The sequence below is a fragment of the Pannonibacter carbonis genome (genome assembly GCF_003012935.1).
Taxonomy (GTDB): Bacteria; Pseudomonadota; Alphaproteobacteria; order Rhizobiales; family Stappiaceae; genus Pannonibacter; species Pannonibacter carbonis.
The window spans coordinates 335,661-362,185 of record NZ_PUDR01000003.1 but is presented as its reverse complement, the minus strand read 5'-3'; the positions used below and the strand labels follow the sequence as shown (position 1 = coordinate 362,185).

Below are 26,525 nucleotides of genomic sequence, written 5' to 3'. Positions count from 1 at the left end.
CGGCGCGGATCGGCCGCGCCGGCCATTTGGCTGAAGCTAACGTTTGTGCCCGGTATGCAGCAGGTTCTCCATGTAGATGGAGTAGCGTGACATGCCGAAGCAGAAGGTGAAGAAGATCATCGAGGCGAAGAGATAGCCTGTATGTCCGGTGACAGGCGTCGCCCAGGTTGGATCCGAGAAAGCCGACTGGATCTGGCCGAGCAGGTCGAACATGCCGACGATCAGCACCAGGGTCGTGTCCTTGAACAGGCCGATGAAGGTGTTGACGATGCCCGGAATGACCATCTTGAGAGCCTGTGGCAGGATGATGAGACGCATCATCTGCCAGAAGCCAAGGCCAAGCGCCATTGCCCCTTCATATTGACCCTTCGGGATCGCCTGCAGGCCGCCGCGCACCACTTCTGCCATGTAGGCGGCGGAGAACAAGGTCACGCCGATCAGTACGCGCAACAGCCGGTCGAAGGTCATGCCGTCAGGCAGGAACAGCGGCAGCATCACCGAGGACATGAACAGCACGGTGATCAGCGGCACGCCGCGCCAGAACTCGATGAAGATCACCGAGAACATCTTGACGATCGGCAACTGCGAGCGGCGGCCAAGCGCCAAAAGGATGCCGAGCGGCAGGGACGCCGTGATGCCAGTGACCGCAATCACCAGGGTGACCAGCAGACCGCCCCAGATGCGCGTTTCTACGATCGGCAACACCACTTCGCCGCCAACCACCAGACCGGTCAGCAGGAAATAGGCGACAATCGGGAAAACAACCAGGAACAGGGCTGCATTCAACCGCTTGAACGGAACCTTCGGTATCGCCAGCGGGATCAGCAGCAAGGCGAAGAGCGCATAGACGATGTTGACCCGCCAGACTTCCTCCGCCGGATAGCGGCCATAGATGAACTGCGGGAAATAGGCCCGCACGAACGCCCAGCAGGCGCCCACATGTTCGCCGGAGCCTTCCGGGGCGAGGCAGGCCTGACGGTCTTCACCGGTCCAGACCGCGTCGATGAGCGCGAACTGCACCAGCGGCGCCAGCAGCAGCCAGGCCAGATAGAGACCGATGAGGGTGAGGACCGTGTTGCCGATCGAGGAGAACAGGTTCTGCCGCATCCAGCCGACGGCACCGGAGGTGGAAACCGGAGCCGGCAGTTTGGGTGCGTCCTCGGTGCGGATCTGAAAGACAGAGCTTTGAGCCATTGTAATCATCCTTACCGCTCCACCAGCGCCATTTTCTGGTTGTACCAGTTCATGAAAGCCGACGTGATCAGGCTCAGCGAGAGATAGATTGCCATCCAGACCGCTATGACCTCAATGGCCTGGCCGGTCTGGTTCAGCACCGTTCCGCCCATGGACACCAGATCAGGGAACCCGACGGCAACAGCCAGCGAGGAGTTCTTGGTCAGGTTGAGATACTGGCTGGTCAGCGGCGGGATGATCACACGCATCGCCTGCGGCACGATGACGAGACGCAGTGTCGGAGATGAACGAAGCCCCAGCGCACTCGCTGCCTCGGTCTGGCCGTGGCTGACGGCCTGGATTCCGGCGCGGACGATTTCGGCGATGAAGGCCGAGGTGTAGATCGTCAGCGCTAGGGTCAGGGCCAGGAATTCCGGGATCAGCGTCATGCCGGTGCCAAGCGTGAAGCCCTGACGCAGCAGCGGTCCCGTCTCGACAAAGACTGGATGCTCAAGCGTGATGGGCATACCAGCGGCCAGGAATGCGATCACGGGCAAGCCGATGATCAGCCCGATCGCGGTCAGGAAAACAGGGAACTGCTGACCCGTGGCTTCCTGGCGCCGACGCGACCAGCGCCCGATCCCCAGCGACGCGACGATGGCGCCAATGAGCGCGAAGCCCACGATGCCGGCGCCCGGGGCATAGATCGGTTCCGGCATCCACAGGCCAGCAACATTGAGATGGAATGTGTCGAACAACGACCACTTGCTGCGCTTGTCCGGAACGGCGCGCAGAACAGCGAAGTACCAGAAGAAGATCTGCAGCAGCAGCGGAATATTGCGCAGGATCTCCACATACCAGTAGGCCAGCTTGCCGATCACCCAGTTCTTCGACAGGCGAGCGACGCCGATGACGAAGCCAAGCAGTGTCGCCAGGCTGATGCCGATGACGGCGACAAGCAGCGTATTGAGAAAGCCGACCACAAGCGCATCGCCGTAAGTCGAGGATTCCGTGTATTCGATCAGGCTTTGGGATGTGCCAAAGCCGGCAGTCCTGTCAAGGAACCCGTAGCCGGAAGCAATATTCTGGCGCTGCAGGTTGCCGATCGTGTTGTTCACGATCGTCCAGCCGACGAAAATGATAATCGCCAGCAACAGCACCTGGAAGAAAATGCCTCGCGCACGCGGGTCGTTGACCAGCGATACCCTTGCTTCGGGCGCCGCTCCGTCGTTATCCCGAATTGTCATGTACCCTCGCCAAACACAAGCGGCATCGGCGCGTGATTGATGTCCGCACCCGTCATGCCGCCGGCCGTTTCATTTCCCCGTCGACGCGGAAACGGCCTTTGTCCCCTGAAAGCAAGCCCCGTTGTTGTTTTAGTGGCCTGCCTTATGACGCTCGTCCCGGCCGGTTTTATCGACCGGCCGGGACGGCGAGACGGAACCCGGACCCGGATGGGCCCGGTTCACCAGTCAGCAGCCCTTAGCGGACCGGCGGAGCGTACTGGATGCCACCCTTGGACCACAGCGCGTTCAGGCCACGGGCGATGCCCAGCGGAGTGTCCGGGCCGACGTTACGGTCGAAGGCTTCGCCATAGTTGCCAACGCCCTTGACGATGTTCACGACCCAGTCGTTGGACAGGCCGAGACCTTCACCAAAAGCACCGTCAACGCCGAGCAGACGCTTGATTTCCGGGTTGTCAGAGCCCTTCATCTCTTCGACATTGGCCTGGGTGATGCCCAGTTCTTCAGCGTTGACCATCGCAAACAGCGACCACTTGACGACGTCGAACCACTGGTCATCGCCATGACGGACGACCGGGCCAAGCGGCTCCTTCGAGATGATTTCCGGCAGGACGATGTGGTCACCCGGGTTGGTGAGCTTCAGACGCTCGGCATAGAGGCCCGAAGCGTCAGTGGTGAACACGTCGCAACGGCCGGCGTCATAGGCCTTGACCACTTCATCGGCCTTTTCGAAGGCGACGATTTCATACGGCATGTTGTTGCTGCGGAAGTAGTCGGCGACGTTCAGCTCGGTGGTGGTGCCGGTCTGGGTGCAGACGGAAGCGCCCGACAGTTCGAGAGCGCCGGCAACGCCGAGCGACTTGCGAACCATGAAGCCCTGGCCGTCATAGTAGGTGACGCCGGCAAAGTTCAGGCCGAGCGAGCTGTCGCGCGACGCGGTCCAGGTGGTGTTGCGCGACAGCATGTCGATTTCGCCGGACTGGAGGGCAGTGAAGCGCTCCTTGGCGTTCAGCGGCGAGTACTTGACCTTGCTGGCATCGCCAAACACGGCAGCTGCAACGGCACGGCAGACGTCGACATCGAGGCCGGTCCAGTTGCCCTGCGCGTCCGGATTGGAGAAGCCCGGCAGGCCCTGGCTCACACCACACTGGATGAAGCCCTTGGCCTTGACGTCGTCAAGGGTGCCGGCGGACGCGGAGGTCGCGGCAACGCCCATCGCGGCGCCGAGCAGAAGCGGAACGAGATTAGCTTTCATGGATTTGCAGCCTTTATTGTTACCCATCTGTATTTTTTCATCGGTCTTGCCGCCGCAACCACGTCACGCCCGCCTCCGGACCCCCTCCCCGGCCGTAACCGGGTCCCGGTCCTCCCGACAGCACTTCCGGCTGCCTTGCGGGGGACATGATTGAACGCCAATCCAATGAAGGCCATTCGATGGCATTTGACGGGGCGGGTCAAGGGGTTGCAGTTTGGTCTGAGGAAAATTTCCATTGGCGATTCCCCTGTTTCGGACAGAAACGCAACTGTGACGGTGAACATGAGCAAGAAAACGGCACCAACTGATCAGAAACCAGACACAATTATTGTCCACGCCGGACGGCATCCGGACGCATTTCATGGTTTCGTCAATCCGCCGGTCGTGCATGCCTCGACGGTATTGTTTCCCGATACCGCACATATGGCGCCGGGTGCCCAGAAGTATAATTACGCCAGACGCGGCAATCCGACAACAGATGCCCTTGAGGAAGCTCTGACAGCACTGGAGGGCGCCTCGGGGGCAAAGCTTGCCACGTCAGGGCTCAATGCAGTGGCGATAGCCTGCCTGTCCTGTTTGAAGGCCGGGGATCATTTTCTGGTCGCCGACACGGTCTATGGCCCGACGCGGCATTTCTGCGACACCGTTCTGCCACGCTATGGCGTTGAAGTGGAATACTATTTGCCGGACCTTGCCGGCGGAATCAGGTCGCTGTTCCGGCCCAACACGGCCGCCATCTATACCGAGGCGCCTGGCTCGCTGACGTTCGAGATGCAGGATATTCCGGCAATCACGGCGGCGGCGAAAGAAATTGGTGCCTTCGTGCTGATGGACAACACATGGGCCACGCCGCTTTTTTTCAAACCGATCGCGCATGGGGTGGATCTCTCCATCCAGGCAGGAACGAAATACATCGTCGGCCATTCCGACGTGACCATCGGCACCATCGCGGCCAGCGAGCGCGCCCTGCCCGGCCTGACCGAGTTGCACGGCACGATGGGCGTGCATATCGCCCCCGACGATGTCTATCTGGCGCTGCGCGGCCTGCGGACCATGTCGGTGCGGCTGGAACGGCACTACCGCTCGACACTGGCGGTGATCGACTGGCTCATGGCCCAGCCGCAGGTGGCGGCGATCCGGTATCCGGCGTTGCGACAGGACCCCGGCCATGCGCTCTGGGCCCGGGATTTTTCCGGAGCCAGCGGGTTGTTCGCCTTTGATTTCGCGCCGGACGTCACCCGGGCCCAGGCCAGCGCCTTCCTGGACGGCCTCAGTCTGTTTGGCCTCGGCTATTCCTGGGGCGGTTTCGAGAGCCTTGCGATCCCGGTCAAGCTGGCGGGCATTCGCAGTGCCGGTACACCGCTGCCGGGCGGCGAGAGCATTCGCCTCAACATCGGGCTGGAAGACCCGGAGGACCTGATTGCGGATCTGTCGCGCGGGTTTGCGGCAATGGCAGGATAGGCAGCAGTATGGGCGGGCTGCTGCAGCCCGCCCTCAGACGACTGACAAACCCTTCATAGTCCTCGCGGACGCAGCGAAGCGGAGATTCGGGACCGGAGAGCCAAGGTCTCTCCCGGGTTAGCTGATTGAAATATAGAGGCCTCGGCTCTCCGGTCCCGGCTCGGCGCTGCGCTTGGCCGGGATGACCGCGGTGAGGTCGAGGCTTGTCATGAACCTCTGGGCGGGCTGAAACACACCGTCCCAAACTCGGTCGGGTATGTCGGAAAAGCCTGTCAGATCGTTGGATCCTGACGCTTCTCCTTAAAGATCAGCCAGAGATTGCGGAAATAGATGATCAGGCCGAGCGCCTGGCCGGCGATGAAGACAGGATCCTCGCGCTGGATGGCATAGACCAGCAGCAACGAGCCGCCGCCAATGGAAAAGAACCAGAAGGCAACCGGCACGATCGACCGGCCAACGCGTTCCGAGGCGATCCACTGCACGATGAAGCGCATGGAGAACATGAACTGGGCGATGAAGCCCAGGATGACCCATAAATCGATCTGCTTGACGAAGACGTCGTGCAGCCACTGAAGCAAGTCAGTCATATCAGGTTTCCCGGCAAGAGCCGTCTGAAGGACGCGGTCAGGCGTTGTGGTCCGGCGCGGGCGCGATCTCGGACACCGCCGGAATGGCCTTGCGCCGGCGGCGCAGCCACCAGACACCAAAGAGATCAAGGGCGCCGATCAGCGCCCGGTCGAAGATGCCATACTTCGAGGTGCCATGCCGACGCTGCCGGTCGAGCACATCGACATGCACCACGCCATAGCCCTCGCGGATGACCAGCGCCGGCAGGAACCGGTGCCAGCTGTCAAAATAGGGCAGTTGCAGGAAGACATCGCGGCGCAGGGCCTTGAGGCCGCAGCCGCTGTCACGGGTGTTGTCCTGAAGCAGCGCGCCGCGCAGGCGATTGGCAAGCCTGGAGGCAAGGCGCTTCGCACGGCTGGCCTTGCGACCGATGCGCTGGCCGGCCGCGAGCGCGACCGCCGGTCCGCCGTCCTCGAGCGCTTTCAGCAGTTCGGGAATGTAGGCCGGGTTGTTCTCCCCGTCGCCATCAATCGTCGCGACGACACGTCCGCGCGCATTGAGAACGCCGGTGCGCACGGCCGCGCTCTGGCCGCAGGCGCGGGCATGGCGGAGCGGCCGGAGCCAGGTATGGGCGGCAGCATAGGCCGCCAGGACCTGGTCTGTGCCATCACTTGAGCCATCGTCAATGACCAGAACCTCGAAGGGGCGCCCCTCAAGCGCGGCCGCGATCTCGTCCAGCAGGATCGGGAGATTGTCCCGCTCGTCCTTGGCGGGAACGACGACAGTGACATCTGGCGTGTCGGTCATTTGGCGGTCTCCGCATCTGCTGCCGGGCGCAGGGCCGAGCGGCGGCCTGTCACGACCTGCCACAATGCCCGCAGGCCGGTCTGAGCCGAGCGCTGGCTGATGATCGGCACAATGCTGCCATTGGCGGACAGGGTGAAGCCCAGCCGGCGCCGGGCCATCCAGCGGGCGCAGAACAGGGTCACCGTCATGCCGAGCAAGGTGCCGGCGACGACGTCTGAAGGATAGTGTGCGCCGACCATGATGCGGCTGAAGGCGGTCCAGAAGGCCAGGACGATGATCAGCCAGCGCCAGGTCGGAAAAATCAGGGCAAGCGCCGTCGCCAGAGCCGCCACGGTCGTCGAATGGCCGGAGGGAAAGCTGGTGTAGGCCCCATGCAGGATGAAGGGATCGAAGGCGACGGGGCCGACTTCCTCATAGAGTTTTGGCCGGGCGCGGCCGAGGATCCACTTGAACACAAGTGCCAGAATGCCCGTCAGCGCAACGCTGTAGAAAACAAAGGCTGCATAGGTCCAGATCATCGCAAGGGTCAGCCGGACCCGACCGCAAAGCCGGTCAAAGTCGGCAAAGGCCAGATAGCCGAGGCAGAACAGGCCCGTCGACCACAATATCCAGTGCGACTTGCCGAAATCGGTGATGCTGGCGAAGAGATCACGGTAGCCCGGCGGCAGCGAGCGCAGCCAGGGATAGGTTGGAATATCAGCCAGAATCAACGCAATGCCGACTGTCAGCAACAGGATTGCCAGGATGTCCTGCGGCCTCTGGCCGGCCGGCAGCGGATCATGCAGCCGCTCGGCCCGGTGGCGGCGGTTGGCGACAATCGAGCGCACCTGCCGCCAGTTGCCGAGAAACCGCGCCTTGACCGCCGCAAGCCGGGATTTCCAGCCGGAGCTGTCCGTCTCATCCTTGTCCGTCATTGTGCTGCTGGTCCTGCCACATAGAGCCCGAGGTCGAGGGTGCGACCGCCGTTGATGTTGACGCCCTCTACCCTGCCCCGCAGTTCCGGCACAAGTCCGGTTGCAGCAGCGGCGGCAAGAAAGCTCTCCTCCTGTCGCTTCTCGATCACGGCAATACGGCAAGGATTGGGCATCTGAGCCGTCTCGGCGAGGAACCCCGCTGCCGCATCTCCGGGGATGAGCCGGGTTTGCGTGCCTTGCAGGAAGACAAAACTCGGCTCGCTGAAACCGCTGGACGCCACGTCCGGCGTCTCGCAAGAGGAGACTTCCGCAATGGCAGCTGCCAGGCGAGGGCTGACCCATATCGTTTCAAGGGCCGGGCCGGAAAAGCCCCAGACGCCACCGGTCATCAACACCATTGCGGCCACGGCACGCGGCAACGCCGCCAGCGCTTCGCCATGCGCAAGACGGATGGCGGCCCACAGGCCAAGCAGCGCGGCAAAGGCACAGAGCACAACGCCCGGAGGCGACGGCCACAGGCCGAGGGCAAACGGACCGGCGATCACAGCGCCAAGAACCGCCACGGGCAACAGCGCAACCAGCGCGGCTGATATCCAGCGCAGGGCGCGACCAGCGGTGGCCCCGGCGCCATCCACCAGCGCCGCTGCGGTGACCAGCGCCAGGGCCGGCAGCAACGGCATGGTGTAGTGCGGCAGCTTGGTCGCCACCAATTCGAAGACGATCCAGGACGGCAGGAACCAGGCGATGGCGAAACGTGTCAGCCGGCTGTGTCGCTCGGCCCAGATGCGCGGGGCAGCCAGCAGCAGAAAACCCGGCAGAGGCCAGAACACGGCCAGCATTGCCGTCAAATGGGTCAGCGGCGGCGCGCCGTGGCTTTCCTGGCCTTCGGATACCTTGCCGAGCAGATCGCGGCCGATGGCCTCCTGAAAGAAACTGCCTTCGGTGGCAATCCAGATCGCCACAAACCAGGGCAGGATCAAGAGCAGCATCCAGGGCACGCCAAACAGCGGCGCGGCGGCACGAAACCATGCGGCGCTGCGTGTCATCAGCATCAGGGCGGCAACGGTCAAGCCGACCACCATCAGGATCACCGGGCCCTTGACCAGCACGCCGCCGGCCATCGCGGTCCAGAAGACGAGGGCAAGGCCCCAGCGTGGTGCGGGACTGTTCGCCAGAAACAGGCGAGCAAGTGCGCCTTGCGCCAGAACGATCGTTGCAAACAGGGTTGCATCCGTCTTGCCGAGCCGCGCCTCGACGCCGAGAATCAGGGCGAGGGCCACAAGAAGACCGGCGACAAAGGCAACCGGCGGGCCGGCGAAGGCGCGGGCGGTCCAGTAGGTCAGGAGAACCACCGCAAGGCCGGCAATCAGGGACGGCAAACGGTAAACCCACAGCGGCGCTTCTGCGCCGTAGCCGGTCGCCTTGGCCGAAACCACCTGGAGCCAATAGATGCCAATGGGTTTCTTGTAGCGCGGCTCTTCCTGCAGGCGGATGTCGAGGTAATTGCCGGTCTCCAGCATCTGCTTGGACGCCTGGGTGAAACGGGGTTCATCCCTGTCGAGCGGCGGCACCGTCCATTGTCCGGGCACGAACAGGATGAGCGCAAGAAGCACGAGAACAGCCGGCGCAATCAGATCGTGGCCCAGAAGCCGCAACCAGACAGGACGCTTCACAGGCGCAGGGGCTGCGGAAACGGGAGACGGGCCATCGGCCGGGCTGTGCTGGTCGCTCATGCTGCTCATGGTTTGCCTGACGCATCGGGATGAACGCGGGCGGGCTCCCCAGGCCCGGACGCGTCTGCTCATTCAATCGCGCTTCCTACAGGAGTGCAGCGAAAAGGGAAACGGAAGACTTCCGCTTGAAGGGCCATGTGGCGGATGCAATGCCGGGCGCAAGAGCACAAAAGACCGGTAAAAGCCGCCCGACACCGCTTGGCCTTGCCGCTAAACTGTCCTACTGCGAAACGATCCGATCCGGACCGCCAGATGAGACCGCCGATGCAGACCCGTCGCCTGTTCCTTGCCAGCCTTGCCCTTGGCCTTGCCCTTGCCGGCTGCGCCGGGCTGGAACCAACGAAGCTTGGCCCTGCGACGGTCATCGAGCCCGTGCCGGTGAATGAACCGGCCATGCTGGCACAACTGAATGCCTATCGGGCCAGCAAGGGCGTGGCCCCTGTCTCGCTGGACCCTCGGCTGACGCAGGTATCGGCCGACATGGCCCGCTACATTGCCGAGCGCGACAGCATGAAGACGCGGCAGCACAGCGCCGAAGGACTGTCCGGGCGGCTCGATGCGGCCGGCTACCGCAATTATGCCGGAGCGGAAAACCTCGGCGCGGGCTATGCCTCGCAGGAGGCGGCTTTCGCCGGCTGGCAGGGATCGGCCGGGCACGACCGCAACCTGCTCAATCCCTATGTCACGCGGATGGGCCTTGCCCGGGTCCGGCGCTCGGACGGAACCTGGCGGCATTTCTGGGTGATGACCCTGTCGCGGCCGGAGGCTGATGGCAGGCCGGTGCTGGTGAACCGCTGACGGGCACAAAAAACCCCGGTACCTGGCCGGGCTGGGGTTCAACATGAACCTCGGGATTCGACAGTCTGCCGTCATTCCAGACAAGGTGAGCGTTCAGCGAACCGCAGATCCGGAATCCAGCACGTCTGTGCGAGCGCAAGCGAGCCCAAAGACAAATCAAAGCGATACAGCTCGAGTATGATCGGTCATGTCGCGCTTCGCGCGGCTGATGTCTGGATCCCGGCTCGGCGCTTCGCTCACGCTCAGCTGGGCCGGGATGACGGTGAGTTGGTCTGCCAACAGCCTGAGCCCGGCACCTGGCCGGGCTCCGCTTCATTGCACGCACGCTGGATCAGGCAGACACGCCCTGGATCGCGGAGAGTTTCCAGTCGCCGCCGCGCTTGCGGGCGAAGGTCCAGATCTCGGTGCTTTCCGTCGGCTCGTCCGGATGACCATCCACAACCGCGCCGGTCTCACGGTCGAGCATCACGTCGATGCTCTCGTAACGCATGGCAACGGTGGCATAGTCGGTGCCATCCTCATGCCAGGCTTCGGCAAGATCGCCCTGCAGCAACTTCACCTCGGTGACCTGGTTACGGCGGCCTTCGGTTGCCAGTTCGCCCAACTCCTCTGCGAGGTAGGACATGGCTTCCGGGGTCGCGAGACGGCGCAGCGCAGCAAAATCCTCGCGGCCGTAGGCTTCCTGCACTTGCGTCAGCATCTGCTCGAAGTGGTCGAAATCCGCCCCGTCGATCTCGATTGGTGTCCCGGTGGGCTGGGCAGCAGCTGCGCCGGACGACCCGCCGGAAAACAGACCACCAGCCAGGCCGGCAAGGCCACCGCCTGCCGTTGCGGCAGTGTTTGCGCCGATGTCGGAGCGGGCGTTCATTTCATTAGACTGGCCATTGAACTGGTCCGCGCCCGGACGCGGCCTTGCACCGCCGGCAGATGCATAGGCCGGCGCCGGGGTCGGCTGACGCCGGCTGGCCAGAAAGCGCATCACGAGCATCGCGATCAGGGCGATGATACCGATCTGCAGCAGCAGGCCGAAGAAGCCGGCCATGCCGCCAAGCCCCTGCCCCATCAACATGCCGATGAGACCGCCGACCATCAGGCCGCCCAGCATCGAGCGACCGAAGCTGCCGAAGAGGCCCGGCTGCTGTGCCGCCGGAGCCTGTGCGCCCGGGCGGGCCGCCTGGTTGACACCCGGATTGGTCGGGCCGGGGTTGGGAGTCATGGAGCGCTGGATCGGCGCGGCGGTGCCGGGCGCGGTCGGGGTTGCGGGGGTCGACTGGTAGGTGCGTGTGCCCCGGCTGCCGAAGCCGCCGCCACCACCCGCGCGGCGCGCTTCGGCATAGTCAGCGGCAATGAGCAGGGCAGCAAACCCGAGAATGGCAGCAGTCGTCGTACGGGTAAAACGGCGGGACACGGATGGCATTTCCTTCTCCGGTGACGGGCTCCGGTTGACGGGCTCCGGTTGATCACGGGCTTTTACAAACGGCCCTTTGGAGTGGATATGGAGTTTCCCGTAGGAGATTAAAAGACGCGTGGCGAAGGATTGGGAGAAATATTTCCGGACATTTCCCGACGGGCGCCCAGGCGGCAAAAAAGAGGCGGACCCGAAGGCCCGCCGTAAAGTCTGGTTTCCAGAGACCCCAAGAGGGGAACCGGCGAGAGCCGGTGAGAACGCCGCTCCAAAAGTGGAGTTTCAATCTCATCTTTTTTCTAGGCCGGCCGAGGCAGCGTGTCAAGCGCACAACGTCGCGAGGGCGGCGCCATCAGAACGGAAACGGCCGGCTGGAGAAATCCTTCTCTCTTTCAATGCCTTGCAACCTGCTTTCAGCCCCAATCGAGCCCTTGAGGCGGCAGCTTCCGAAGCGCGGCTGCCAGTCGATCAGGTCGGGACTGACAACTTTGGAACAGGCAAGGCCAATGTCCGGGCGGGTCAGGTCCAGGACATAAACCTTCATGCCCCGGTCCAGCAGACTGGTGGCCAACGCATCCGCTGTGAAGGCCTTCGGAAGGCTCGTCGCCGCCGCAGAACCGTCACGGTCAAGCCGGAACCCGGTTCGTATGTCCCGGTTGAGCGCCAGATCCAGCGCAGGCGGCAGGCCTTCGGCGCCGGGCATCTGGCCGGAAAGGGCTGCAAGCCGGAGATCGAGCATCCGCTCGCCCTGGACCAGTTCGGCAAAGGCCGAGCGCAAGGCTGCGGCCGCGTCGGGTGCGGCTGCAAAGCCGCCGACACCCATCCGCCCCTCCCCTGTCCAGGACAGGGCCATCACAACATGCTGCGCCAGATCGCTCGGAAGCAGGAAAAACCGGGTGGCGCGCTGACGGGCAGATATCCAGTTTGCACAAATTTCAGGCAAGACCTCCTCTGCCACCCCCATGGCAAGCGGAGTTATCCCCAGCCGGTTGTACCACCACAGGCCCACGGCGTCGCGCTCGCCGGCTTCGGCAAGGGCTCTGCGGCAGGCCCCCTCCCGGTCCCCCCAGACCGCTGTCCCGACCGAGGACGCCAGAGGCAGACCGGGCAGACCCGACCAGGCCCCTTCCCCGATCAGTTGCCCCAGGGCCGGAAGCTGAACGGACTTGCCTCCGTCAAGCGGCACCGCAGCCAGACGGCGGGGCGACAGGGCGTTCCAGTCAATCGCCGTGCCGGTCCAGTGCCGGGCAAGAACCGGGTAAGTGCGCACCAGAGCCTGCTCCTGCCCTGGGCTGAAGCGCAGCAAGGCGCCGGCCGCAATTTCGGCAAGCCCCTGATCATGAACATGAACGAGCGGATCCGTCAGGCCACGGGACACGAGACTGAGGCGTTCGGCCATCTCCCCGAGACAGGATTGCAGCGCTTCCAGCCGGCTTTCCCCCTGCCCGCCGCTGACAAGTGCCTGAAGGGTGTTCAAGGCATTGGCCCGCCAGCCATTTTCCGGTGCGGCCGTGGCACTGTTGGCCGGCGCATCCAACATCGCAGTCACCAGATGCAGACCGCTGCCGTCTTCAGGAAGTGCCCGGATTACCAGCGGCCAGGCCGCCAGAAGCGGCAGGAAGGACACGAGATCCGGCGGCAGCTGCGCGGTGCGGGAGACTGACCCGAAGACGCTTGGCTCCGTGTCCCGCAGACCCAGAACCTCGCCGATCTGAGCAAGATTTTTCCGGAGGCAAGACGAGGCTGTGCTGTCCGGCGCAAGCGGCCCACCCCCTCCGCTTAAGACAGTGTTAATTTTTTCCACAGCCCGGGACCATCCGCCAGTTGCGTTGGCGGGGAGCCTGACAGCCCCCCTTGCTGAACGCAATCGCGGCGATGAAGGTAAAGGGGCTAGGACGGGGACCAAGTGGTGCCAGCCCGGCAGCAAGGCCCTGAACTGCCGCCATGGACTGGTCCACCGGCATTGGCCAGGGCTCAACAACCAGACATCCGTTCCAACACCGGCCCGCAACGGGCCCAAAGACCTCACGGCAAACCGCGGCGCACCCTATGCGCCAGCGGCAAAGGGACAGATATGCCCGCCGCCTGGTCTTTGCGACTGACAGAGGTTCGACATGCGTCAGGAAATCACCCGTGACTCGCTCGTCAGCTTTGGCGCCCGCATCGGTCAGCTGGTCAACACCGGTGAGGCCAGCGAAGCCGCCGCGCTCGTTGAAGCCGCAACCTCCGGCACCACCGTGCTGGCTGACGGTGTCGACAGCGTGCATCTCGTCGTCCCAGCCGATCTGGACGCAGCCCGCGTGGAAGCTGGCGACGCGGCCTATTTCGCCGAACTCGGCCGCAAGGCTCTGGGCATCTGCTTCTACGAAATCCTGCCCGAGTAACCGAAGGCCGCGCCAGGACGCCCCGCTTTCCCAAGCGGGGCTGATGGCCAGACCTCATGCCAGGCCTCGTGCCCGACCTCAAGCCCGAACTCAAGGAGGAAAAGCGATGGCGCGCTTCCCGATGCCTGCCAGCAAAGTCGCGGCGCTCGGACGTGTCCTTGCCGAGGCCGGTACGGATCCGTCCAGGCGCCAGGCCCTCATCGACAACCCGAAGGCCGTACTGGCCAAGGCCGGGGTTCCGGCAGAAGTCATCGCACTGTTCGACTTCACCGTCGTCTGCGACACGTCCGCGAAACGGCACGTGGTGCTGCCCTATCGCTACAACCCGGCCAAGCTCGACCGGGTCGACGAAGACTATCTCAACGGCATCGCAAACAGCACCCTTGGAACGGCAACCCCGCCGGCTTCAGCTTGCGGGCGCAACTGATGCTGCCCGTCTGGCGGCGGTTACATCCGGCGCAAACCGAGTGTCTCGCGCAAGGTGTCGAGCGCCGCGTTGAATGTCGCCCGGTTTGCCGGTGCCTGGAACATGTTGACCTGCTCGAGCCAGGCCGTCAGTTCGGCTGAATGGGCCGACGGATCAAGCCGGCCGAACTGGGTTCCGATCCGCTGGATAAGCATGGCCCGTGTCGCCGCCGCCTCCTCCGTCAGACCGGCGCCATGCTGGGCGGCAAGACGGGTAGCAAGGACATGGATGTTGTCAATCGGCCCACGGCGGGAATACTCGGCCGCCTGGTCAAAGTCGCCCGAGGCAAAGAAGATGTTGGCCAGATAGCCGTAGACGATGCGCGGTGTCGTGGTCAGGCCCTCGAAGGCGCGCATGGCCAGATCGGTCGCCTTGCCGATGTCGCCAATATGCGCCAGAGCCTCGGCGGCGGAAATGGTGTTCATCGGATCGAGCGGGTTGAGCGCCAGAGCCTGCTTGAACGCCCGTGCAGCGTCATCAGCGCGGCCAGACTGGATCAGGGTCCAGCCGTTCATGCGGTGGTTGACCACCTGCCAGGGGTCCAGGGCAACGGCCTTTTCTGCAAGCGTCAATACCGCTTCCTGATCGAGGCTTCCGATGCCGGGATAGGGATAGCAGAGCGCCTGTTTCATCAGGATCGAACAGCGGCCGGCATAGATCAGGCTGAAATTGCCATGCGACTGCTCGAGTTCACTGAGGATCTGCAGGGCTTTCCTGTCCGAGGCGAGATTGAACTCCCAGATCAGCGCCTCCGCCTGACACCAGCGCGAAAACGCAGAGCGACCGGGACGCTGGCGCAGCCGGCCGATGATATGACCATAAACCCGGCTCACCGTGCGGTAGACGGCCTCGATCCGCTCGGAGCGCGACTGTGTGAGAGTCAGGTCGAGGACTTCGTTGAAGGCGATCTGGCCGCTGCTGCGGTTCTCAAGCTGGACGTAGATCCGGTTCAGCATACGGTCGCGGCGAAAGCGCAGCAGAAAACTGCCCAGTTCGCCGCCATCCACCCGCATCGGCGCCGTTCCGTCCTCGCCCATCCAGTAGGCCGCCTCGAACAATTCGAAACAGCGGTAGGCCGAAAGGCCGGCGACAATGTCGTCACGCAGCGACAGGGCAACATGATCGGCCTCGCGCTCGAAGGACAGGCTGGCGATGGACAAGACCGGCAGGGTGATGTCCCGGCGCAGCGCCGGAAAATCAACCATGGAGTCCGCCATGGATTGCCCGGAGGTGATCGTTGCGGCAGACGCAGTCAGGGACGCTGCGTCGGCCGGAAGATCGACCGGCGGCGGCAAACGCCCCGGATCCGCCACGACTTTGCCCTCCCCGGTCGACTGCTCCAACAGTTGCAGCGTCGCCGGATCCGGTTCCTCGTCCAGGAGATTGCGCAGTTCTCTCGTGCAGTCGCGCAACTGCTGCATTGCCCGTTCCCGCCGGCCCTGATCGAGAAAATGCCGGATCAAGGTCTGGTGGGCGAATTCATTGGCCGGATCGAGCCCAAGAAGAAATCCGGCTATGACCTCGCGCTGAGTTGCCGCGCCAGTGTCCGTCAACCGGCGCAGCCCCTCGAGCGCACTCACGGCCTTTTCGATGACGCTTGAGCGAACCCGCTCCTGCTCCAGCCCGAGCCATTCGGCAAAGGCGGGGTCGATCACGTCAAAGCCGCTGAGAAAGTCACCGCCCCAGAGACGGGCAAGCCGATCGCCGTCGAAGGGAACCTGGCCGGCGAGCAGTTGCTGCAAGAGGTCGAGGTCCGTCGTCAGGGAATCACCGAGCAGGCTGATCCCGGTAGGGGTTGCCTCGATCAACGGGATACCGCAGGCCGCCTCAGCCTGGCGGACATGCGAGACGGCCTGGCGCAAAGACACTGTAGCCCGATTGCGGTCGCCCTCGCTCCACAACAGCGCGGCGATTTCGGACCGGGTGGCAGAAAGACCCGGACGACGCAGGAGAAACCCGATCAACGCCAGCGACTTGCGCGTCTTGAACGACAACGGCTCGCCCCCCGGCGCGAACATGCGCACCGGGCCAAGGCTTTGCAGGAAAAGTCGTCCAGGCATTGTCACAGTGTTGCTGAGGCCCCGAATCCCCGGATGAACTTCAGCCTCCGGATCGCGCGGTGACAGCTTGACTCGCGCCCGCGTCCTGTCACCGTATCACGCAAGTTTCACGCTGCGAACGGATGATCGCGCCGCAGGATGCAGATGGTAGCCCTATCGGGGCGCGCCAAGCGGTCCAGTGAGGCCCAGTAGTAGAACGGTAGGATCCAGATGTCGAAAGCTGCCGATATCACCCACAGCCCGAGCGCAATGGCGGGCCATGACAGCGACCTGACGAATGAGTCGCTGAAGCGCATGATCTATTTCACGCGCCGGGAGGCGGAAAAGGATGGCCGCGCCTTCTGCGCCTATCTGCTCAGCCTGGCCCTGAAGGCCCTCGACGAGGAATCCGAGGAAATCAACGCGGCCATCAAGTCGAAATTCACGCCCGTCGACCGGGTGCAGGACATGACCGCGAACTGATCAACACCAGCTGAAAGCCTGCCATTTCGCGCGTCCCCGCCGCGATGGCAGGCTTTTTGCGATGGAATGCGGCCACCAGCCGCAGTGTCCTGCTGACATGACTTGCCGCGCCCGCCATCGCCCCGGTCTCCAGGTGTCTCCGAGCTGACCACAGCGGCACGTCACGCTCCCTGTTTATTGATCCCTCTTCCTGGGTGGTTTACGGCTGCGGTTGACGCGACAGGTCTCAGTCCCCACCTGCCCTGATCCGCTACGCTTGTCCTGGACGCGAACCGCCACACATCCCTGACAACCAGACACATCACCCGAAATGGTGCCCTAGTTCCTGCCGCTGCTCTGCGAAAAGTTGGCGGATGGACGCAATCAAGCGGGCCAGAGCTTCGCTTCAGACGAATCAAACCGGACACCAATCGAGCCTGACCAGACCAGATCTGTCGCAAGGTCATCTTTTGAATGAGGCGGCTAATTTGGAAATTCAGCTGTGGATAACAACGCACTGAACGATCAATGGATGTGGAGGTTCAGCGCGTCCCAACACTGGGGACCATGCACTTGATCGAGGCGGGCGCAACCGCAACTGAAGCGGTTTCGGCCTTACGCGCGCAGTTCGCAGAAACAGTCGAGAACAATCTCCAGTTTCTGTGGCTTGAGCACTTTGCGCGCTGTCGGTTGTAAGGCCCTGAGGCAACTGAGGCTTTCCCCGAAGCCTGCGTTCGCCATAGGTCTGCCCCGGGCATCGGCCGGTTGTAGCCGATGCCCCCAGCGGCGGAATGACCAGAGTGCCGCCCGCACAACGCGCGGACCGGCCACACCAACAATCAGATGCCAGATCACTCAGGCCCCGAGAGTGCCCGCGATGTAGGCTTCGAGGGTTGCTTCGGTGCCTTTGTGCCAGAGCGAGGACAAGGCGGCGGCAAACGCGCCCTGCAGTCGCGTGTCCTCGCCGAGGCGTCCGAAAATGTCATGCTGCGCCAGGAAAGCAGTTGGCTTTTCTCGGGCGGCCATTGCTGCGGCAGTCAGGCTGTCAGCCCGTTCGTCCGCAATCCGGATCGCCTCGCCTGCGTCCGTTGTCGCGGCGCAGTAGCGGCACCAGAGAGCCAGCTCCAGCGCCAGGCCTGTGATGCCTTTGCCTGCCGCGAGACGATCCGCAAGGGTCGGCAGGATGAACTTCGGTTGCCGGTTGGATCCGTCCAGGCAAAGCCGCGGGATCGTGTCGCCAACGGCAGCGTTGGAGAACCGGTCCTCGATCAGGGTCAGATAGTCGGCAAAGTTCACGCCTCGGATCGGCGCGAGCGTGGGAATGATTTCCTCGGTCTCCAGCTTGTGCAGATACGCGCGGATGAGTGGATGGGCCATCGCGTCATGCACGTAGTGGATGCCAAGCAGTCCGGCAGGATAGGCAATCGCCGCGTGACCGCCGTTGAGAATGCGCAGCTTCATCAATTCATAGAGGGCAACGTCCTCGACAAATTCGACGCCGACCTTCTCAAGCGCCGGGCGGCCTGCGGGGAAGTGGTCTTCCAGCACCCACTGGCGGAACGGCTCGCATGCCACCGGCACCGGATCGTCCAGGCCGAACTGCTCCTTCACCAGGGCACGCTCCCGGTCAGACGTCGCGGGCGTGATGCAATCGACCATGCCATTCGGGAAGGCAACCGTCGTGGCGATCCAGCTGGCGAGGTCGGGATCCAACGCCTCGGCAAGACCCAGGACCGTGCGACGGGTCACGGCCCCGTTCTCCGGCAGGTTGTCGCAGGACATGACGGTGAACGGAGCAACACCTGCCGCCCGGCGGCGGCGGAGGCCGGCAATCAGGAGGCCGAAGACGGTTCGGGGGGCGTCCGGATTGGCGATGTCGGCAAGGATCTCCGGATGGCTCCGGTCAAAGCCACCCGTCCGGGCATCGACGAAATAGCCACCCTCGGTGACGGTCAGCGAGACGATGCGGATTTCCGGCCGTGCCAGCGCCTCGATGAGGGCTGCAGGGTCAACGGCAAGAAAGTCGATCATCGCGCCGGTGACGCGGGCATTCAGGCCCTTCGGATCCAGTTCGACAACAGTGGTCAGGCAGTCCTGGGCCACCAGCTTCTCGCGCATGGCCGCATCATAGGGCTTCACCCCGGCGCCGATGATGGCCCAGTCATGGTCGAGGCCCATCGCAAACAGACGATCCAGATAGACCGCCTGATGGGCGCGGTGAAAGTTGCCGACACCGATGTGCAGGATGCCTGCCGAAAGGGATGCCCGGGCATAGCCGGGGCCGTTCACGCCGGCCGGGAGGGCGGCCAGCGCGCTGTCACTCAGTCTGATGGACATGCTCAGCTCATCCAGTTGCCGCCGTCGACGTTGTAAGTCTGCGCCACGACGTAGTCGCTCTCGCGGGAGGCGAGAAAGATTGCCATGCCGGTGAGGTCTGCGGCGGTGCCCATGCGCCCGAAGGGCACGGCCTCGCCAACCAGCTTCTTCTTTTCACCGATGGGGCGGTTTTCATATTTGGCGAAGAGGGCATCCACGCCATCCCAGTGCTCGCCGTCGACCACGCCGGGGGCGATGGCGTTGACGTTGATGCCATGGGAAATCAGGTTGAGCCCGGCCGACTGGGTCAGGCTGATCACGGCGGCCTTGGTTGCGCAATAAACCGCGACCAGCGCTTCTCCGCGGCGCCCTGCCTGGCTCGCCATGTTGATGATCTTGCCGCCACGCTCACGCTTGATCATGACGCGGGCGACGGCCTGCATCATGAACAGCGTACCGCCGACATTGATCGAAAACAGCAGGTCATAGCTCTGGCGCGAAATCTCGGTGAGCGGGGCAAGATCGAACAGGGCCGCGTTGTTGACGAGGATGTCGATGCCCCCGAAGGCCGCATCTACCTCCGCGACGCAGGTCTCGATCGAGTCCTGCGAGGTGACGTCGAGTGCGACCGCGATCGCCCCTTCGCCCAGTTCCGCGGCCGTCTGTCTGGCACGGGCGATATCAATGTCTGCAATGGCAACCCGCGCGCCTTCGCCAAGATAAGCCTCGGCAAAGGCCCGTCCGATGCCGCGCGCGGCTCCGGTGATGAGGGCGGATTTTCCCTTCAAGCGTCCCATTTCCATGTCCTATGCGATGGCGAGGCCGTTGGCGTTGAAGCGGTGGATGCGCTGCGGATCGGCCGAGAGATAGACGGTGTCCCCCGCCTTGAGCGCTGCCTCGCCTGTCAGGCGAACGGTCATGCTGTTGCCGGTGTCGATGTGCACGTGCAGAAAGGTGTCCGAACCAAGATGCTCGGCAACGCCGACCCTGCCCTTCCAACGGCCTTCGGTCGTCGACAGGCTGAGGTGCTCCGGACGCACGCCGATGGTCGCCGCGCCCACGGCAACCGCATCCGGACCGGTGAGAAAATTCATGCGCGGCGAACCAATGAACCCGGCGACGAACTGGTTGGCCGGTGCCCGGTAGAGGTCCAGCGGCGAGCCGACCTGTTCGATGCGTCCAGCCTGCAGCACGACGATCTTGTCGGCCATGGTCATGGCTTCGACCTGGTCGTGGGTCACGTAGACCATGGTCGTCTTCAGGCTCTGGTGCAGCTCCGAGATTTCGAGGCGCATGTTGACGCGCAGGGCGGCATCGAGGTTAGACAGTGGTTCGTCGAACAGGAATGCCTTCGGCTCGCGCACGATGGCGCGGCCAATGGCGACTCGCTGGCGCTGGCCACCCGACAGCTGGCCGGGCTTGCGCTCGAGGTAGGGGGTGAGGTTCAGCACCTTCGCCGCCGCCTCGACCTTCCGGTTGCGCTCGTCTTCCGGCAAGCCTGCCATTTTCAGCGGAAAGGCAATGTTCTTGCGCACCGACATGTGCGGATAAAGCGCATAGGACTGGAACACCATCGCAAGGCCGCGGCGAGCCGGCGGCAGCTGCGTCGCGTTGATCCCGTCGATGCGGATCGCGCCACTGGAGACATCCTCAAGCCCGGCGATGAGGCGCAGCAAGGTGGACTTGCCGCAGCCGGAGGGGCCGACGAAGACGACGAACTCGCCGTCATTGATCTCCAGGTCGAGCGGCGGGATCACTTCCGTGGCACCGAAGCTCTTGGTCACCTGTGTGAGTGAAATCTGTCCCATGGATCTGTCCTATTTCACGGCGCCGAACGTCAGGCCGCGGACGAGTTGCTTCTGGCTGAACCAGCCAAGGATGAGGATCGGAGCGATGGCGAGGGTCGAGGCCGCCGACAGCTTGGCGTAGAAGAGACCTTCCGGGCTGGAATAGCTGGCGATGAAGGCGGTGAGCGGCGCAGCTTTGGCGGCCGTCAGGTTCAGCGTCCAGAACGCCTCGTTCCAGGCGAGGATGATGTTCAGCAGCAGGGTCGAGGCGATGCCCGGCACGGCCATCGGCGTCAGGACATACAGGATCTCTTGCCGGAGTCCGGCCCCATCCATGCGGGCTGCCTCGAGGATCTCGGACGGGATCTCCTTGAAGTAGGTGTAGAGCATCCAGACGATGATCGGCAGGTTGATCAGGGTCAGGACGATCACCAGACCAATGCGGGTGTCCAGCAGACCGAAGTCCCGGAACAGCAGATAGATCGGGATCAGCACGCCGACCGGTGGAAGCATCTTGGTCGACAGCATCCACATCAGCACGTCCTTCGTCCGCTTGCCCGGCACGAAAGCCATGGACCAGGCGGCCGGGATCGCGATCACCAGTCCAACCAGCGTCGAGCCGACGGAGATGATCACTGAATTCAGAAAGTGCCGGAAGTAGTTCGAGCGCTCCTGAACCTCATGGTAGTTCTCCAGGGTCCAGTCGAAGAACAGGAACGAGGGCGGCATTGCCACGGCCTCGGCCTCGGTCTTGAAGCTGGTCAGGATGGTCCAGAGGATCGGGAAGAAGATGGCGATGCCGATGCCCCAGGCGATGAGGGTCACGGCAAGCTTGCGGCGAGTGGATACGGCGCGGGCCATGTCATGCCTCCAGGTTCTTGCCGATCATCCGCATCAGGAAGAAGGCAACGATGTTGGCAAGGACGACGGCGACAATGCCGCCGGCGGAACCACCGCCCACATCAAACTGCAAGAGCGACTGGGCGTAGACGAGGTAGGTGATGTTGGTAGACGCTGTGCCGGGTCCGCCGTTGGTGGTAACAAGGATCTCGGCGAAGACGGACAGCAGGAAGATCGTCTGGATCAGCACCACAACCGTGACGGCGCGGGCGAGATGCGGCAGGACGATATAGAAGAAGCGGCTGAGACTGCCGGCACCGTCCATCTCGGCGGCTTCCAGCTCTTCAGGATTGAGAGACTGCAGCGCGGTCAGAAGGATCAGCGTCGCGAACGGCAGCCAGCCCCAGGCCACGATCAGAATGATCGACAGAAGCGGGGCATGGGCGAGGAAGTCGAAGGGTGCCAAGCCGAGAAACTTGGCGAGATAGGCGAAAAGGCCGTTCACCGGGTTCATGAACATGTTCTTCCAAACCAGTGCCGATACCGTCGGCATGACGAAGAACGGCGCGATCACGAGGATGCGGACGATGCCCTGGCCAAAAAACGGCTGATCCAGCAGAAGCGCCAGCAGGATGCCGCCAACGACGGTGATCAGAAGTACCCCACAGACGAGCAGCAACGTGTTGCTCAACGCCGCGAAGAAGGCCGGATCCGTCAGGAAGTACTCATAGTTGGTCAGACCGATCCAGTCTTCCATGCCCGGCATCAGCAGGTTGTAGCTGAGGAACGAGAAATAGACCGTCATCGACAGAGGCACGATCATCCAGCACAGGAGCAGGAGGACGGCCGGCGAAATCATCGCCTTGGCGGCGGCGCGTGAATGGGCGGTCGACATGGGACACCGGATCGGTCTGGACAGATTGGGGCTGACGCCACTCTTGCGGGCAGCATGTCCCGGAGCCGGCCTGGCCGACCCCGGGACTGCAGGGCTTACTTGATGTAGCCAGCCTTCTGCATGGCACGTTCAGTCAGCTGCTGGGCATTGGCAAGCGCCTGTTCGGCTGTTGCCGTACCGGCGAGGGCTGCAGAAAACTGCTGGCCGACCGCGGTAGCGATGCCCTGGAACTCAGGAATGGCCACGAACTGGACACCGACGTACGGGACCTTGTCCACCGCCGGGTTGTTCGGGTCAGCCGAGTTGATGCTGTCCAGCGTCATCTTGGCGAACGGAACCTTGGCATATTCCGGATTTGCATAGAGGGACTTGCGGGTGCCGGGGGGAACGTTGGCCCAGCCTTCCTTCTCGGCAACGAGTGCGAGGTAGTCCTTCGAGGTTGCCCAGTCGACGAACTTCTTGGCCGCTTCCACCTTCTGCGACCCGGCCGGGATGGCGAGGCTCCAGGCCCACAGCCAGTTGCCACGCTTGCCGAGACCTGTATCCGGCGCCAGCGCGAAACCGACCTTGTCGGCTACGCTGGAGTCCTTCGGGTTGGTGACGAAGGAGGCTGCGACCGTGGCATCGATCCACATGCCGCACTTGCCGGACTGGAACAGCGCGAGATTCTCGTTAAAGCCGTTCGACGAGGCTCCCGGAGGGCCGGCGTCCTTCATCAGGTCGAGATAGAAGGTGAGCGCGTTCTTCCAGGCTTCGCCGTTGAACTGGGGCTTCCAGTCCATGTCGAACCATTTGGCGCCGAAGGAATTGGCCGTGGCCGACAGGAAGGCCATGTTTTCGCCCCAGCCTGCCTTGCCGCGCAGGCAGATACCGTAGACTTCCTTTTCCTTGTCGGTCATGGCGCGGGCGGCCTTACCGATGAACTCCCAGGTCGGGGCGTCCGGCATGGAGAGACCGGCCTTCTCCATCAGGTCCTTGCGGTACATCACCATGGAGCTCTCGCCGTAGAACGGCGCGGCGTAGAGAGTGCCGTCGACGGTCAGGCCACCGCGGATGGCCGGCAGCAGGTCATCGACGTCGTAGGATGCGGGCAGGTCATTCAGCGACACCAGCCAGCCCTGCTTGCCCCAGATCGGCACTTCATAGGTTCCGATGGTCATGACGTCGAACTGGCCACCCTTGGTGGCGATGTCGGTCGTCACCTTCTGGCGCAGGACGTTTTCTTCCAGCGTGACCCACTCCAGCTCGATGCCGGGGTTCTTCTTCGTGAAGTCCTCGGTCAGCTTCTGCATGCGGATCATGTCACCGTTGTTCACGGTGGCGATGGTCAGCTTCTCCGCCAGCGCGGGCATGGCGACGAGGGACATCGCAGACGCGCCAAGCAAGGCGCGAACGAAACGGTTCATTGGGCTCCTCCCGATGCTCTAATGAGCAAATGCTATGTTAGCGGGCAAAAACTCACACAGCGACATACGGGAGTCAATGGCAGTCCCTTTCCGGAACGCAGCAATTCGTTGCTGCATAGCGGTAACGCCCTGCCAAAGAAGGAAAACTTACTGTGATATTTTGCTCAGTCGTTGAGCAATAGCTCTGCGGTGTGTTCGTTGGTAATCAGACTGTTGATCAGCCGACCTGTCATCGCCCCGCGAATGGCCGCAACTTTTGCCTCGCCTGCGGCGATGCCAACCACGCTGGCCGTGGTCGCAGGGCCGAGCGGCGCGCTGGCGACACGGTCGTTGGTCAGCCCGTCGATAAGGGCGCCATGGCGGTCATAGACCCAGCTGGTGATTTCGCCGACGCCACCGGCCCGCTGCAAGGCGCGAATCTCGTCCCGCGTGACGAAACCGTCCACGAACAGAGGTGCCGTCTCGCCAATGTTGCCGACGCCGACGAAGGTGACATCGGCCTGCCGCGCCAGCTCCAGAATGTTGCGGACCGGCTCGAGATTGTGCAGCAAGCCCCGTTCCTCAACGGAACGGGAGAACACTGGCAGCGGCATCGGATAGTGCCGGGCGTTGACCCGGTCGGCGAGGCGGATGATGACGTTGTAGGCCGAGGCCGAACCGTCCGAGTTCATGTTGCCAAGACGCGAGACGATGCGATGCTGCGGACAATCCATCTGCGGCAATTGTTCGACACAGGCGCGCAGCGACCGGCCCGTGCCGATGGTGATGATCTTGGGATGGTTCGACTTGAAATGCCGCTCCATCTCCGCGGCCCCCGCCTGGGCAAGGCCGACTGTGGACGATGGCTGGTCCGGATCACTCGGAACGACCTCGCAGGTCCGCAAGCCGAAGCGGTCAATGAGCCGGTGGCTCAATTCCATGCAATGGGCGATCGGGTGATCGAGCCGGACCTTCACCAGCTTCTCGCTGACGGCCAGAGAGACAAGCCGCTGCGCTGACTGCCGCGAGACGCCTAGCTTGCGGGCGATCTCGTCCTGGGTGTTGCCGGCGACGTAGTAGAGCCAGCCCGCGCGGGCGGCATCGTCAAGGCGCGTGGATTCTGTGTCGCCTTTTCCGGCCATGTCAGTCGGTCTCCCCGATGTGCGCCCCGATGCTGCTGCCGGCCAGCGCCGGACAGAGGTGGAAGAATAGCCGCCATTCGGTCAATTGCGGAATACCCGCAAGTTCGACCGGCAGTGGGTCGGATCCATCGCGGTAGTGGCTGCCACCGGTAAAATGCAGCACGGGCATGCCGGCAGCGCGGGCAGCGGTAAGGCCCGGCAAGCTGTCCTCGATCACGAGGCAGCGCGCCGGATCAACGCCCATGCGGGACGCAGCGTGCAGGAACAGGTCTGGCGCCGGCTTGCCGTTCGCCACTTCGGACGCGGTGAAGACCGCGCCGGGAAAGCGCGGAGCAAGATCCGTTATGGCCAGCGAACGGGCCGCGCGTTCCGGACTGCTGGAGGTCGCGACGCAGCGGCGGACGGCAAGGCGATCAAGCACGTCGCCTATCCCGGGAACCCGCGACAGCCGCGTCTCGAAGGCGGCAAGAAGATCGCGGCGGTAGGACATCTCGAAGTCGTCCGGAAGGGCGACACCGAAGGCCTCCCGGATCGACTGGGCGACGCGAGGAAAGCTTCGGCCCAGAAAATGGCGGGTGAAATGCGCGAAGTCGACCTTGATGCCCAGCCGCTCCAGCGCCCCGAGCAGGATCTCGGCGCTGATCAGTTCGCTGTCGATAAGAACCCCGTCACAGTCGAAGATGACGAGTTCGACAGGCTCGATGAAGGACAGCGCGGTCATGACGGGCAGGTTCCGGTGGTGAACTGGGCTGCATCGGGAATTAAAATTTACGAACAAGCTCAATAATTTATTGGACCAGTACGGACTGCTGGAGACTGGTAGAGACTTGTCCGAAAAAGAGGACTGGCGACCCCGGCAGGATTCGAACCTGCGACCATTCGCTTAGAAGGCGAGTGCTCTATCCAGCTGAGCTACGGGGCCGATTGTCGCCCGTTAAGAAACGGACATGGCTCCGGACTGTACCGGAGCCAGAATGCGCGAACCTTCGACCGCAGACAGAGAACGGGACCAACCTGGCCCCGACCGGTCAACGCGGTTCAATGGGTCCAGGGCGCAGACCGGTCAAAGCGGAAATTGTCCGAGTAGGAGGCACCACGAACGATGCGGTCCTTCGGCTTCTCGACGCGGTAGGCAACCCCGAGGCGCGACGCGCAGGCCACAGCCTCCTCGACGGTCTCGAAATACAACCGGACCTGCTGCTTCATGTCCGATGACGAGGTATAGCCCATCAAGGGCTCGACGGTCCGGGCCACTTCCGGTTCATATTCGAGCACCCAGCGCTGGGTCTTGCCCTTGCCCGACTGCATGGCCGTCTTGGCCGGACGATAGATGCGCGCAACCATGTCGCGTGTCCTGATGTTGACTGTGTGTCTCGCGCGTCCCGGAAGCCTTTGCCAGCCAAAGCCTGGCAGCGCCAGCGCGCCAGCCCCGAAACATGCCCCGTTTTCCGC

Annotated in this window: 24 protein-coding genes and 1 tRNA gene; 5 read left to right on the top strand and 20 right to left on the bottom strand. The window is 63.3% G+C overall.

Translation table 11 applies throughout. The annotated features are described in order from the left end of the window. Nucleotides 1-36: 36 nt before the first annotated feature. The 3 genes from C8348_RS05920 to C8348_RS05910 all read right to left on the bottom strand — a co-directional run bounded on the left by C8348_RS05920 (nt 37) and on the right by C8348_RS05910 (nt 3,672). A complete protein-coding gene (locus C8348_RS05920) occupies nt 37-1,194 on the bottom strand; it encodes an amino acid ABC transporter permease (protein WP_106752447.1) in 1,158 nt (385 codons plus the stop codon). An 11-nt stretch (nt 1,195-1,205) separates the two neighbouring features. Next, entirely contained in the window at nt 1,206-2,420 is a 1,215-nt protein-coding gene (locus C8348_RS05915; RefSeq protein ID WP_106752342.1) for an amino acid ABC transporter permease, read from the bottom strand. A gap of 235 nt (nt 2,421-2,655) precedes the next feature. Next, nucleotides 2,656-3,672: an amino acid ABC transporter substrate-binding protein gene (locus C8348_RS05910; protein ID WP_106752446.1), complete on the bottom strand. Its 1,017-nt coding sequence runs from the start codon at nt 3,670-3,672 to the stop codon at nt 2,656-2,658. A gap of 282 nt (nt 3,673-3,954) precedes the next feature. Here C8348_RS05910 and metC point away from each other — a divergent pair, with 282 nt between their 5' ends. Continuing rightward, nucleotides 3,955-5,133: a cystathionine beta-lyase gene (gene metC / locus C8348_RS05905; protein ID WP_106752341.1), complete on the top strand. Its 1,179-nt coding sequence runs from the start codon at nt 3,955-3,957 to the stop codon at nt 5,131-5,133. A gap of 272 nt (nt 5,134-5,405) precedes the next feature. On the opposite strand, the gene C8348_RS05900 is transcribed toward metC, so the two are convergent. From C8348_RS05900 to C8348_RS05885, 4 genes are read right to left on the bottom strand one after another with little or no spacing between them, the layout of a single operon-like run. Beyond that, nucleotides 5,406-5,720: a lipid-A-disaccharide synthase N-terminal domain-containing protein gene (locus tag C8348_RS05900; RefSeq protein WP_106752340.1), complete on the bottom strand. Its 315-nt coding sequence runs from the start codon at nt 5,718-5,720 to the stop codon at nt 5,406-5,408. Between the two features lie 37 nt (nt 5,721-5,757). Further along, nucleotides 5,758-6,507 (bottom strand): glycosyltransferase family 2 protein, encoded by a 750-nt coding sequence (locus tag C8348_RS05895; RefSeq protein ID WP_106752339.1) that lies wholly within the window; start codon nt 6,505-6,507, stop codon nt 5,758-5,760. Then, nucleotides 6,504-7,421: a phosphatase PAP2 family protein gene (locus C8348_RS05890; RefSeq protein WP_106752338.1), complete on the bottom strand. Its 918-nt coding sequence runs from the start codon at nt 7,419-7,421 to the stop codon at nt 6,504-6,506. The genes C8348_RS05895 and C8348_RS05890 overlap by 4 nt, the downstream gene beginning before the upstream one ends. Further along, entirely contained in the window at nt 7,418-9,154 is a 1,737-nt protein-coding gene (locus C8348_RS05885) for an ArnT family glycosyltransferase (protein ID WP_208983583.1), read from the bottom strand. The genes C8348_RS05890 and C8348_RS05885 overlap by 4 nt, the downstream gene beginning before the upstream one ends. A gap of 264 nt (nt 9,155-9,418) precedes the next feature. On the opposite strand from C8348_RS05885, the gene C8348_RS05880 reads away from it, so the two are divergent. Next, nucleotides 9,419-9,952 carry a CAP domain-containing protein gene (locus C8348_RS05880; protein WP_208983581.1) on the top strand — a complete coding sequence of 178 codons (534 nt, stop codon included), beginning with the start codon at nt 9,419-9,421 and terminating at the stop codon, nt 9,950-9,952. A 331-nt stretch (nt 9,953-10,283) separates the two neighbouring features. On the opposite strand, the gene C8348_RS05875 is transcribed toward C8348_RS05880, so the two are convergent. Next, nucleotides 10,284-11,369 carry a Tim44 domain-containing protein gene (locus C8348_RS05875; protein ID WP_106752335.1) on the bottom strand — a complete coding sequence of 362 codons (1,086 nt, stop codon included), beginning with the start codon at nt 11,367-11,369 and terminating at the stop codon, nt 10,284-10,286. Nucleotides 11,370-11,709: 340 nt separating this feature from the next. Further along, the gene (locus C8348_RS05870) at nt 11,710-12,984 is read right to left on the bottom strand and encodes a YcaO-like family protein (RefSeq protein WP_106752334.1); all 1,275 of its coding nucleotides are present in this window, start codon (nt 12,982-12,984) and stop codon (nt 11,710-11,712) included. Between the two features lie 487 nt (nt 12,985-13,471). On the opposite strand from C8348_RS05870, the gene C8348_RS05865 reads away from it, so the two are divergent. Continuing rightward, on the top strand, nt 13,472-13,741 hold the full coding sequence (locus tag C8348_RS05865) for a hypothetical protein (RefSeq protein ID WP_106752333.1): 270 nt from the start codon (nt 13,472-13,474) through the stop codon (nt 13,739-13,741). A gap of 106 nt (nt 13,742-13,847) precedes the next feature. Further along, nucleotides 13,848-14,168, top strand: coding sequence for a hypothetical protein (locus tag C8348_RS05860; protein WP_106752332.1), 321 nt, complete (start codon nt 13,848-13,850; stop codon nt 14,166-14,168). Between the two features lie 20 nt (nt 14,169-14,188). Here C8348_RS05860 and C8348_RS05855 read toward each other — a convergent pair whose 3' ends face one another. Further along, nucleotides 14,189-16,267 carry an AfsR/SARP family transcriptional regulator gene (locus C8348_RS05855; protein WP_208983579.1) on the bottom strand — a complete coding sequence of 693 codons (2,079 nt, stop codon included), beginning with the start codon at nt 16,265-16,267 and terminating at the stop codon, nt 14,189-14,191. Nucleotides 16,268-16,477: 210 nt separating this feature from the next. Here C8348_RS05855 and C8348_RS05850 point away from each other — a divergent pair, with 210 nt between their 5' ends. Further along, nucleotides 16,478-16,729: a hypothetical protein gene (locus C8348_RS05850; protein ID WP_106752330.1), complete on the top strand. Its 252-nt coding sequence runs from the start codon at nt 16,478-16,480 to the stop codon at nt 16,727-16,729. Between the two features lie 834 nt (nt 16,730-17,563). Here the strand turns inward: C8348_RS05850 and C8348_RS05845 are convergent. The 10 genes from C8348_RS05845 to C8348_RS05800 all read right to left on the bottom strand — a co-directional run bounded on the left by C8348_RS05845 (nt 17,564) and on the right by C8348_RS05800 (nt 26,417). Continuing rightward, complete coding sequence (locus tag C8348_RS05845; RefSeq protein ID WP_106752329.1) at nt 17,564-19,045, bottom strand: mannitol dehydrogenase family protein; 1,482 nt, start codon at nt 19,043-19,045, stop codon at nt 17,564-17,566. A 2-nt stretch (nt 19,046-19,047) separates the two neighbouring features. Further along, the gene (locus C8348_RS05840) at nt 19,048-19,821 is read right to left on the bottom strand and encodes an L-iditol 2-dehydrogenase (RefSeq protein WP_106752328.1); all 774 of its coding nucleotides are present in this window, start codon (nt 19,819-19,821) and stop codon (nt 19,048-19,050) included. Nucleotides 19,822-19,830: 9 nt separating this feature from the next. After that, entirely contained in the window at nt 19,831-20,832 is a 1,002-nt protein-coding gene (locus tag C8348_RS05835) for an ABC transporter ATP-binding protein (RefSeq protein WP_106752327.1), read from the bottom strand. Nucleotides 20,833-20,841: 9 nt separating this feature from the next. Beyond that, nucleotides 20,842-21,672 (bottom strand): carbohydrate ABC transporter permease, encoded by an 831-nt coding sequence (locus tag C8348_RS05830; protein WP_106752326.1) that lies wholly within the window; start codon nt 21,670-21,672, stop codon nt 20,842-20,844. A gap of 1 nt (nt 21,673) precedes the next feature. Next, nucleotides 21,674-22,546 (bottom strand): carbohydrate ABC transporter permease, encoded by an 873-nt coding sequence (locus C8348_RS05825; RefSeq protein WP_106752325.1) that lies wholly within the window; start codon nt 22,544-22,546, stop codon nt 21,674-21,676. Nucleotides 22,547-22,641: 95 nt separating this feature from the next. Then, entirely contained in the window at nt 22,642-23,952 is a 1,311-nt protein-coding gene (locus tag C8348_RS05820; protein WP_106752324.1) for an ABC transporter substrate-binding protein, read from the bottom strand. Nucleotides 23,953-24,116: 164 nt separating this feature from the next. After that, nucleotides 24,117-25,073, bottom strand: a complete 957-nt coding sequence (locus tag C8348_RS05815) for a sugar-binding transcriptional regulator (protein WP_106752323.1) — start codon at nt 25,071-25,073, stop codon at nt 24,117-24,119. Between the two features lies 1 nt (nt 25,074). Beyond that, nucleotides 25,075-25,794, bottom strand: coding sequence for an HAD family hydrolase (locus C8348_RS05810; RefSeq protein WP_106752322.1), 720 nt, complete (start codon nt 25,792-25,794; stop codon nt 25,075-25,077). 124 nt (nt 25,795-25,918) lie between these two features. Beyond that, a tRNA-Arg gene (locus C8348_RS05805) sits at nt 25,919-25,995 on the bottom strand. A gap of 116 nt (nt 25,996-26,111) precedes the next feature. Next, nucleotides 26,112-26,417, bottom strand: coding sequence for an ETC complex I subunit (locus C8348_RS05800; RefSeq protein ID WP_106752321.1), 306 nt, complete (start codon nt 26,415-26,417; stop codon nt 26,112-26,114). Nucleotides 26,418-26,525 lie beyond the last annotated feature (108 nt).

What these genes read in the sequence shown, in the direction of transcription:
- C8348_RS05865 (WP_106752333.1), top strand. Translation starts at nt 13,472, where the DNA reads ATGCGTCAGGAAATCACCCGTGACTCGCTCGTCAGCTTTGGCGCCCGC.
- C8348_RS05910 (WP_106752446.1), bottom strand. Translation starts at nt 3,672, where the DNA reads ATGAAAGCTAATCTCGTTCCGCTTCTGCTCGGCGCCGCGATGGGCGTT.
- C8348_RS05830 (WP_106752326.1), bottom strand. Translation starts at nt 21,672, where the DNA reads ATGGCCCGCGCCGTATCCACTCGCCGCAAGCTTGCCGTGACCCTCATC.
- C8348_RS05845 (WP_106752329.1), bottom strand. Translation starts at nt 19,045, where the DNA reads ATGTCCATCAGACTGAGTGACAGCGCGCTGGCCGCCCTCCCGGCCGGC.
- C8348_RS05855 (WP_208983579.1), bottom strand. Translation starts at nt 16,267, where the DNA reads ATGCCTGGACGACTTTTCCTGCAAAGCCTTGGCCCGGTGCGCATGTTC.
- C8348_RS05850 (WP_106752330.1), top strand. Translation starts at nt 16,478, where the DNA reads ATGTCGAAAGCTGCCGATATCACCCACAGCCCGAGCGCAATGGCGGGC.
- C8348_RS05860 (WP_106752332.1), top strand. Translation starts at nt 13,848, where the DNA reads ATGGCGCGCTTCCCGATGCCTGCCAGCAAAGTCGCGGCGCTCGGACGT.
- C8348_RS05815 (WP_106752323.1), bottom strand. Translation starts at nt 25,073, where the DNA reads ATGGCCGGAAAAGGCGACACAGAATCCACGCGCCTTGACGATGCCGCC.
- C8348_RS05915 (WP_106752342.1), bottom strand. Translation starts at nt 2,420, where the DNA reads ATGACAATTCGGGATAACGACGGAGCGGCGCCCGAAGCAAGGGTATCG.
- C8348_RS05920 (WP_106752447.1), bottom strand. Translation starts at nt 1,194, where the DNA reads ATGGCTCAAAGCTCTGTCTTTCAGATCCGCACCGAGGACGCACCCAAA.
- C8348_RS05800 (WP_106752321.1), bottom strand. Translation starts at nt 26,417, where the DNA reads ATGGTTGCGCGCATCTATCGTCCGGCCAAGACGGCCATGCAGTCGGGC.
- C8348_RS05885 (WP_208983583.1), bottom strand. Translation starts at nt 9,154, where the DNA reads ATGAGCGACCAGCACAGCCCGGCCGATGGCCCGTCTCCCGTTTCCGCA.
- C8348_RS05835 (WP_106752327.1), bottom strand. Translation starts at nt 20,832, where the DNA reads ATGGGACAGATTTCACTCACACAGGTGACCAAGAGCTTCGGTGCCACG.
- C8348_RS05900 (WP_106752340.1), bottom strand. Translation starts at nt 5,720, where the DNA reads ATGACTGACTTGCTTCAGTGGCTGCACGACGTCTTCGTCAAGCAGATC.
- C8348_RS05895 (WP_106752339.1), bottom strand. Translation starts at nt 6,507, where the DNA reads ATGACCGACACGCCAGATGTCACTGTCGTCGTTCCCGCCAAGGACGAG.
- C8348_RS05880 (WP_208983581.1), top strand. Translation starts at nt 9,419, where the DNA reads ATGCAGACCCGTCGCCTGTTCCTTGCCAGCCTTGCCCTTGGCCTTGCC.
- C8348_RS05890 (WP_106752338.1), bottom strand. Translation starts at nt 7,421, where the DNA reads ATGACGGACAAGGATGAGACGGACAGCTCCGGCTGGAAATCCCGGCTT.
- C8348_RS05825 (WP_106752325.1), bottom strand. Translation starts at nt 22,546, where the DNA reads ATGTCGACCGCCCATTCACGCGCCGCCGCCAAGGCGATGATTTCGCCG.
- C8348_RS05810 (WP_106752322.1), bottom strand. Translation starts at nt 25,794, where the DNA reads ATGACCGCGCTGTCCTTCATCGAGCCTGTCGAACTCGTCATCTTCGAC.
- metC (WP_106752341.1), top strand. Translation starts at nt 3,955, where the DNA reads ATGAGCAAGAAAACGGCACCAACTGATCAGAAACCAGACACAATTATT.
- C8348_RS05820 (WP_106752324.1), bottom strand. Translation starts at nt 23,952, where the DNA reads ATGAACCGTTTCGTTCGCGCCTTGCTTGGCGCGTCTGCGATGTCCCTC.
- C8348_RS05840 (WP_106752328.1), bottom strand. Translation starts at nt 19,821, where the DNA reads ATGGGACGCTTGAAGGGAAAATCCGCCCTCATCACCGGAGCCGCGCGC.
- C8348_RS05875 (WP_106752335.1), bottom strand. Translation starts at nt 11,369, where the DNA reads ATGCCATCCGTGTCCCGCCGTTTTACCCGTACGACGACTGCTGCCATT.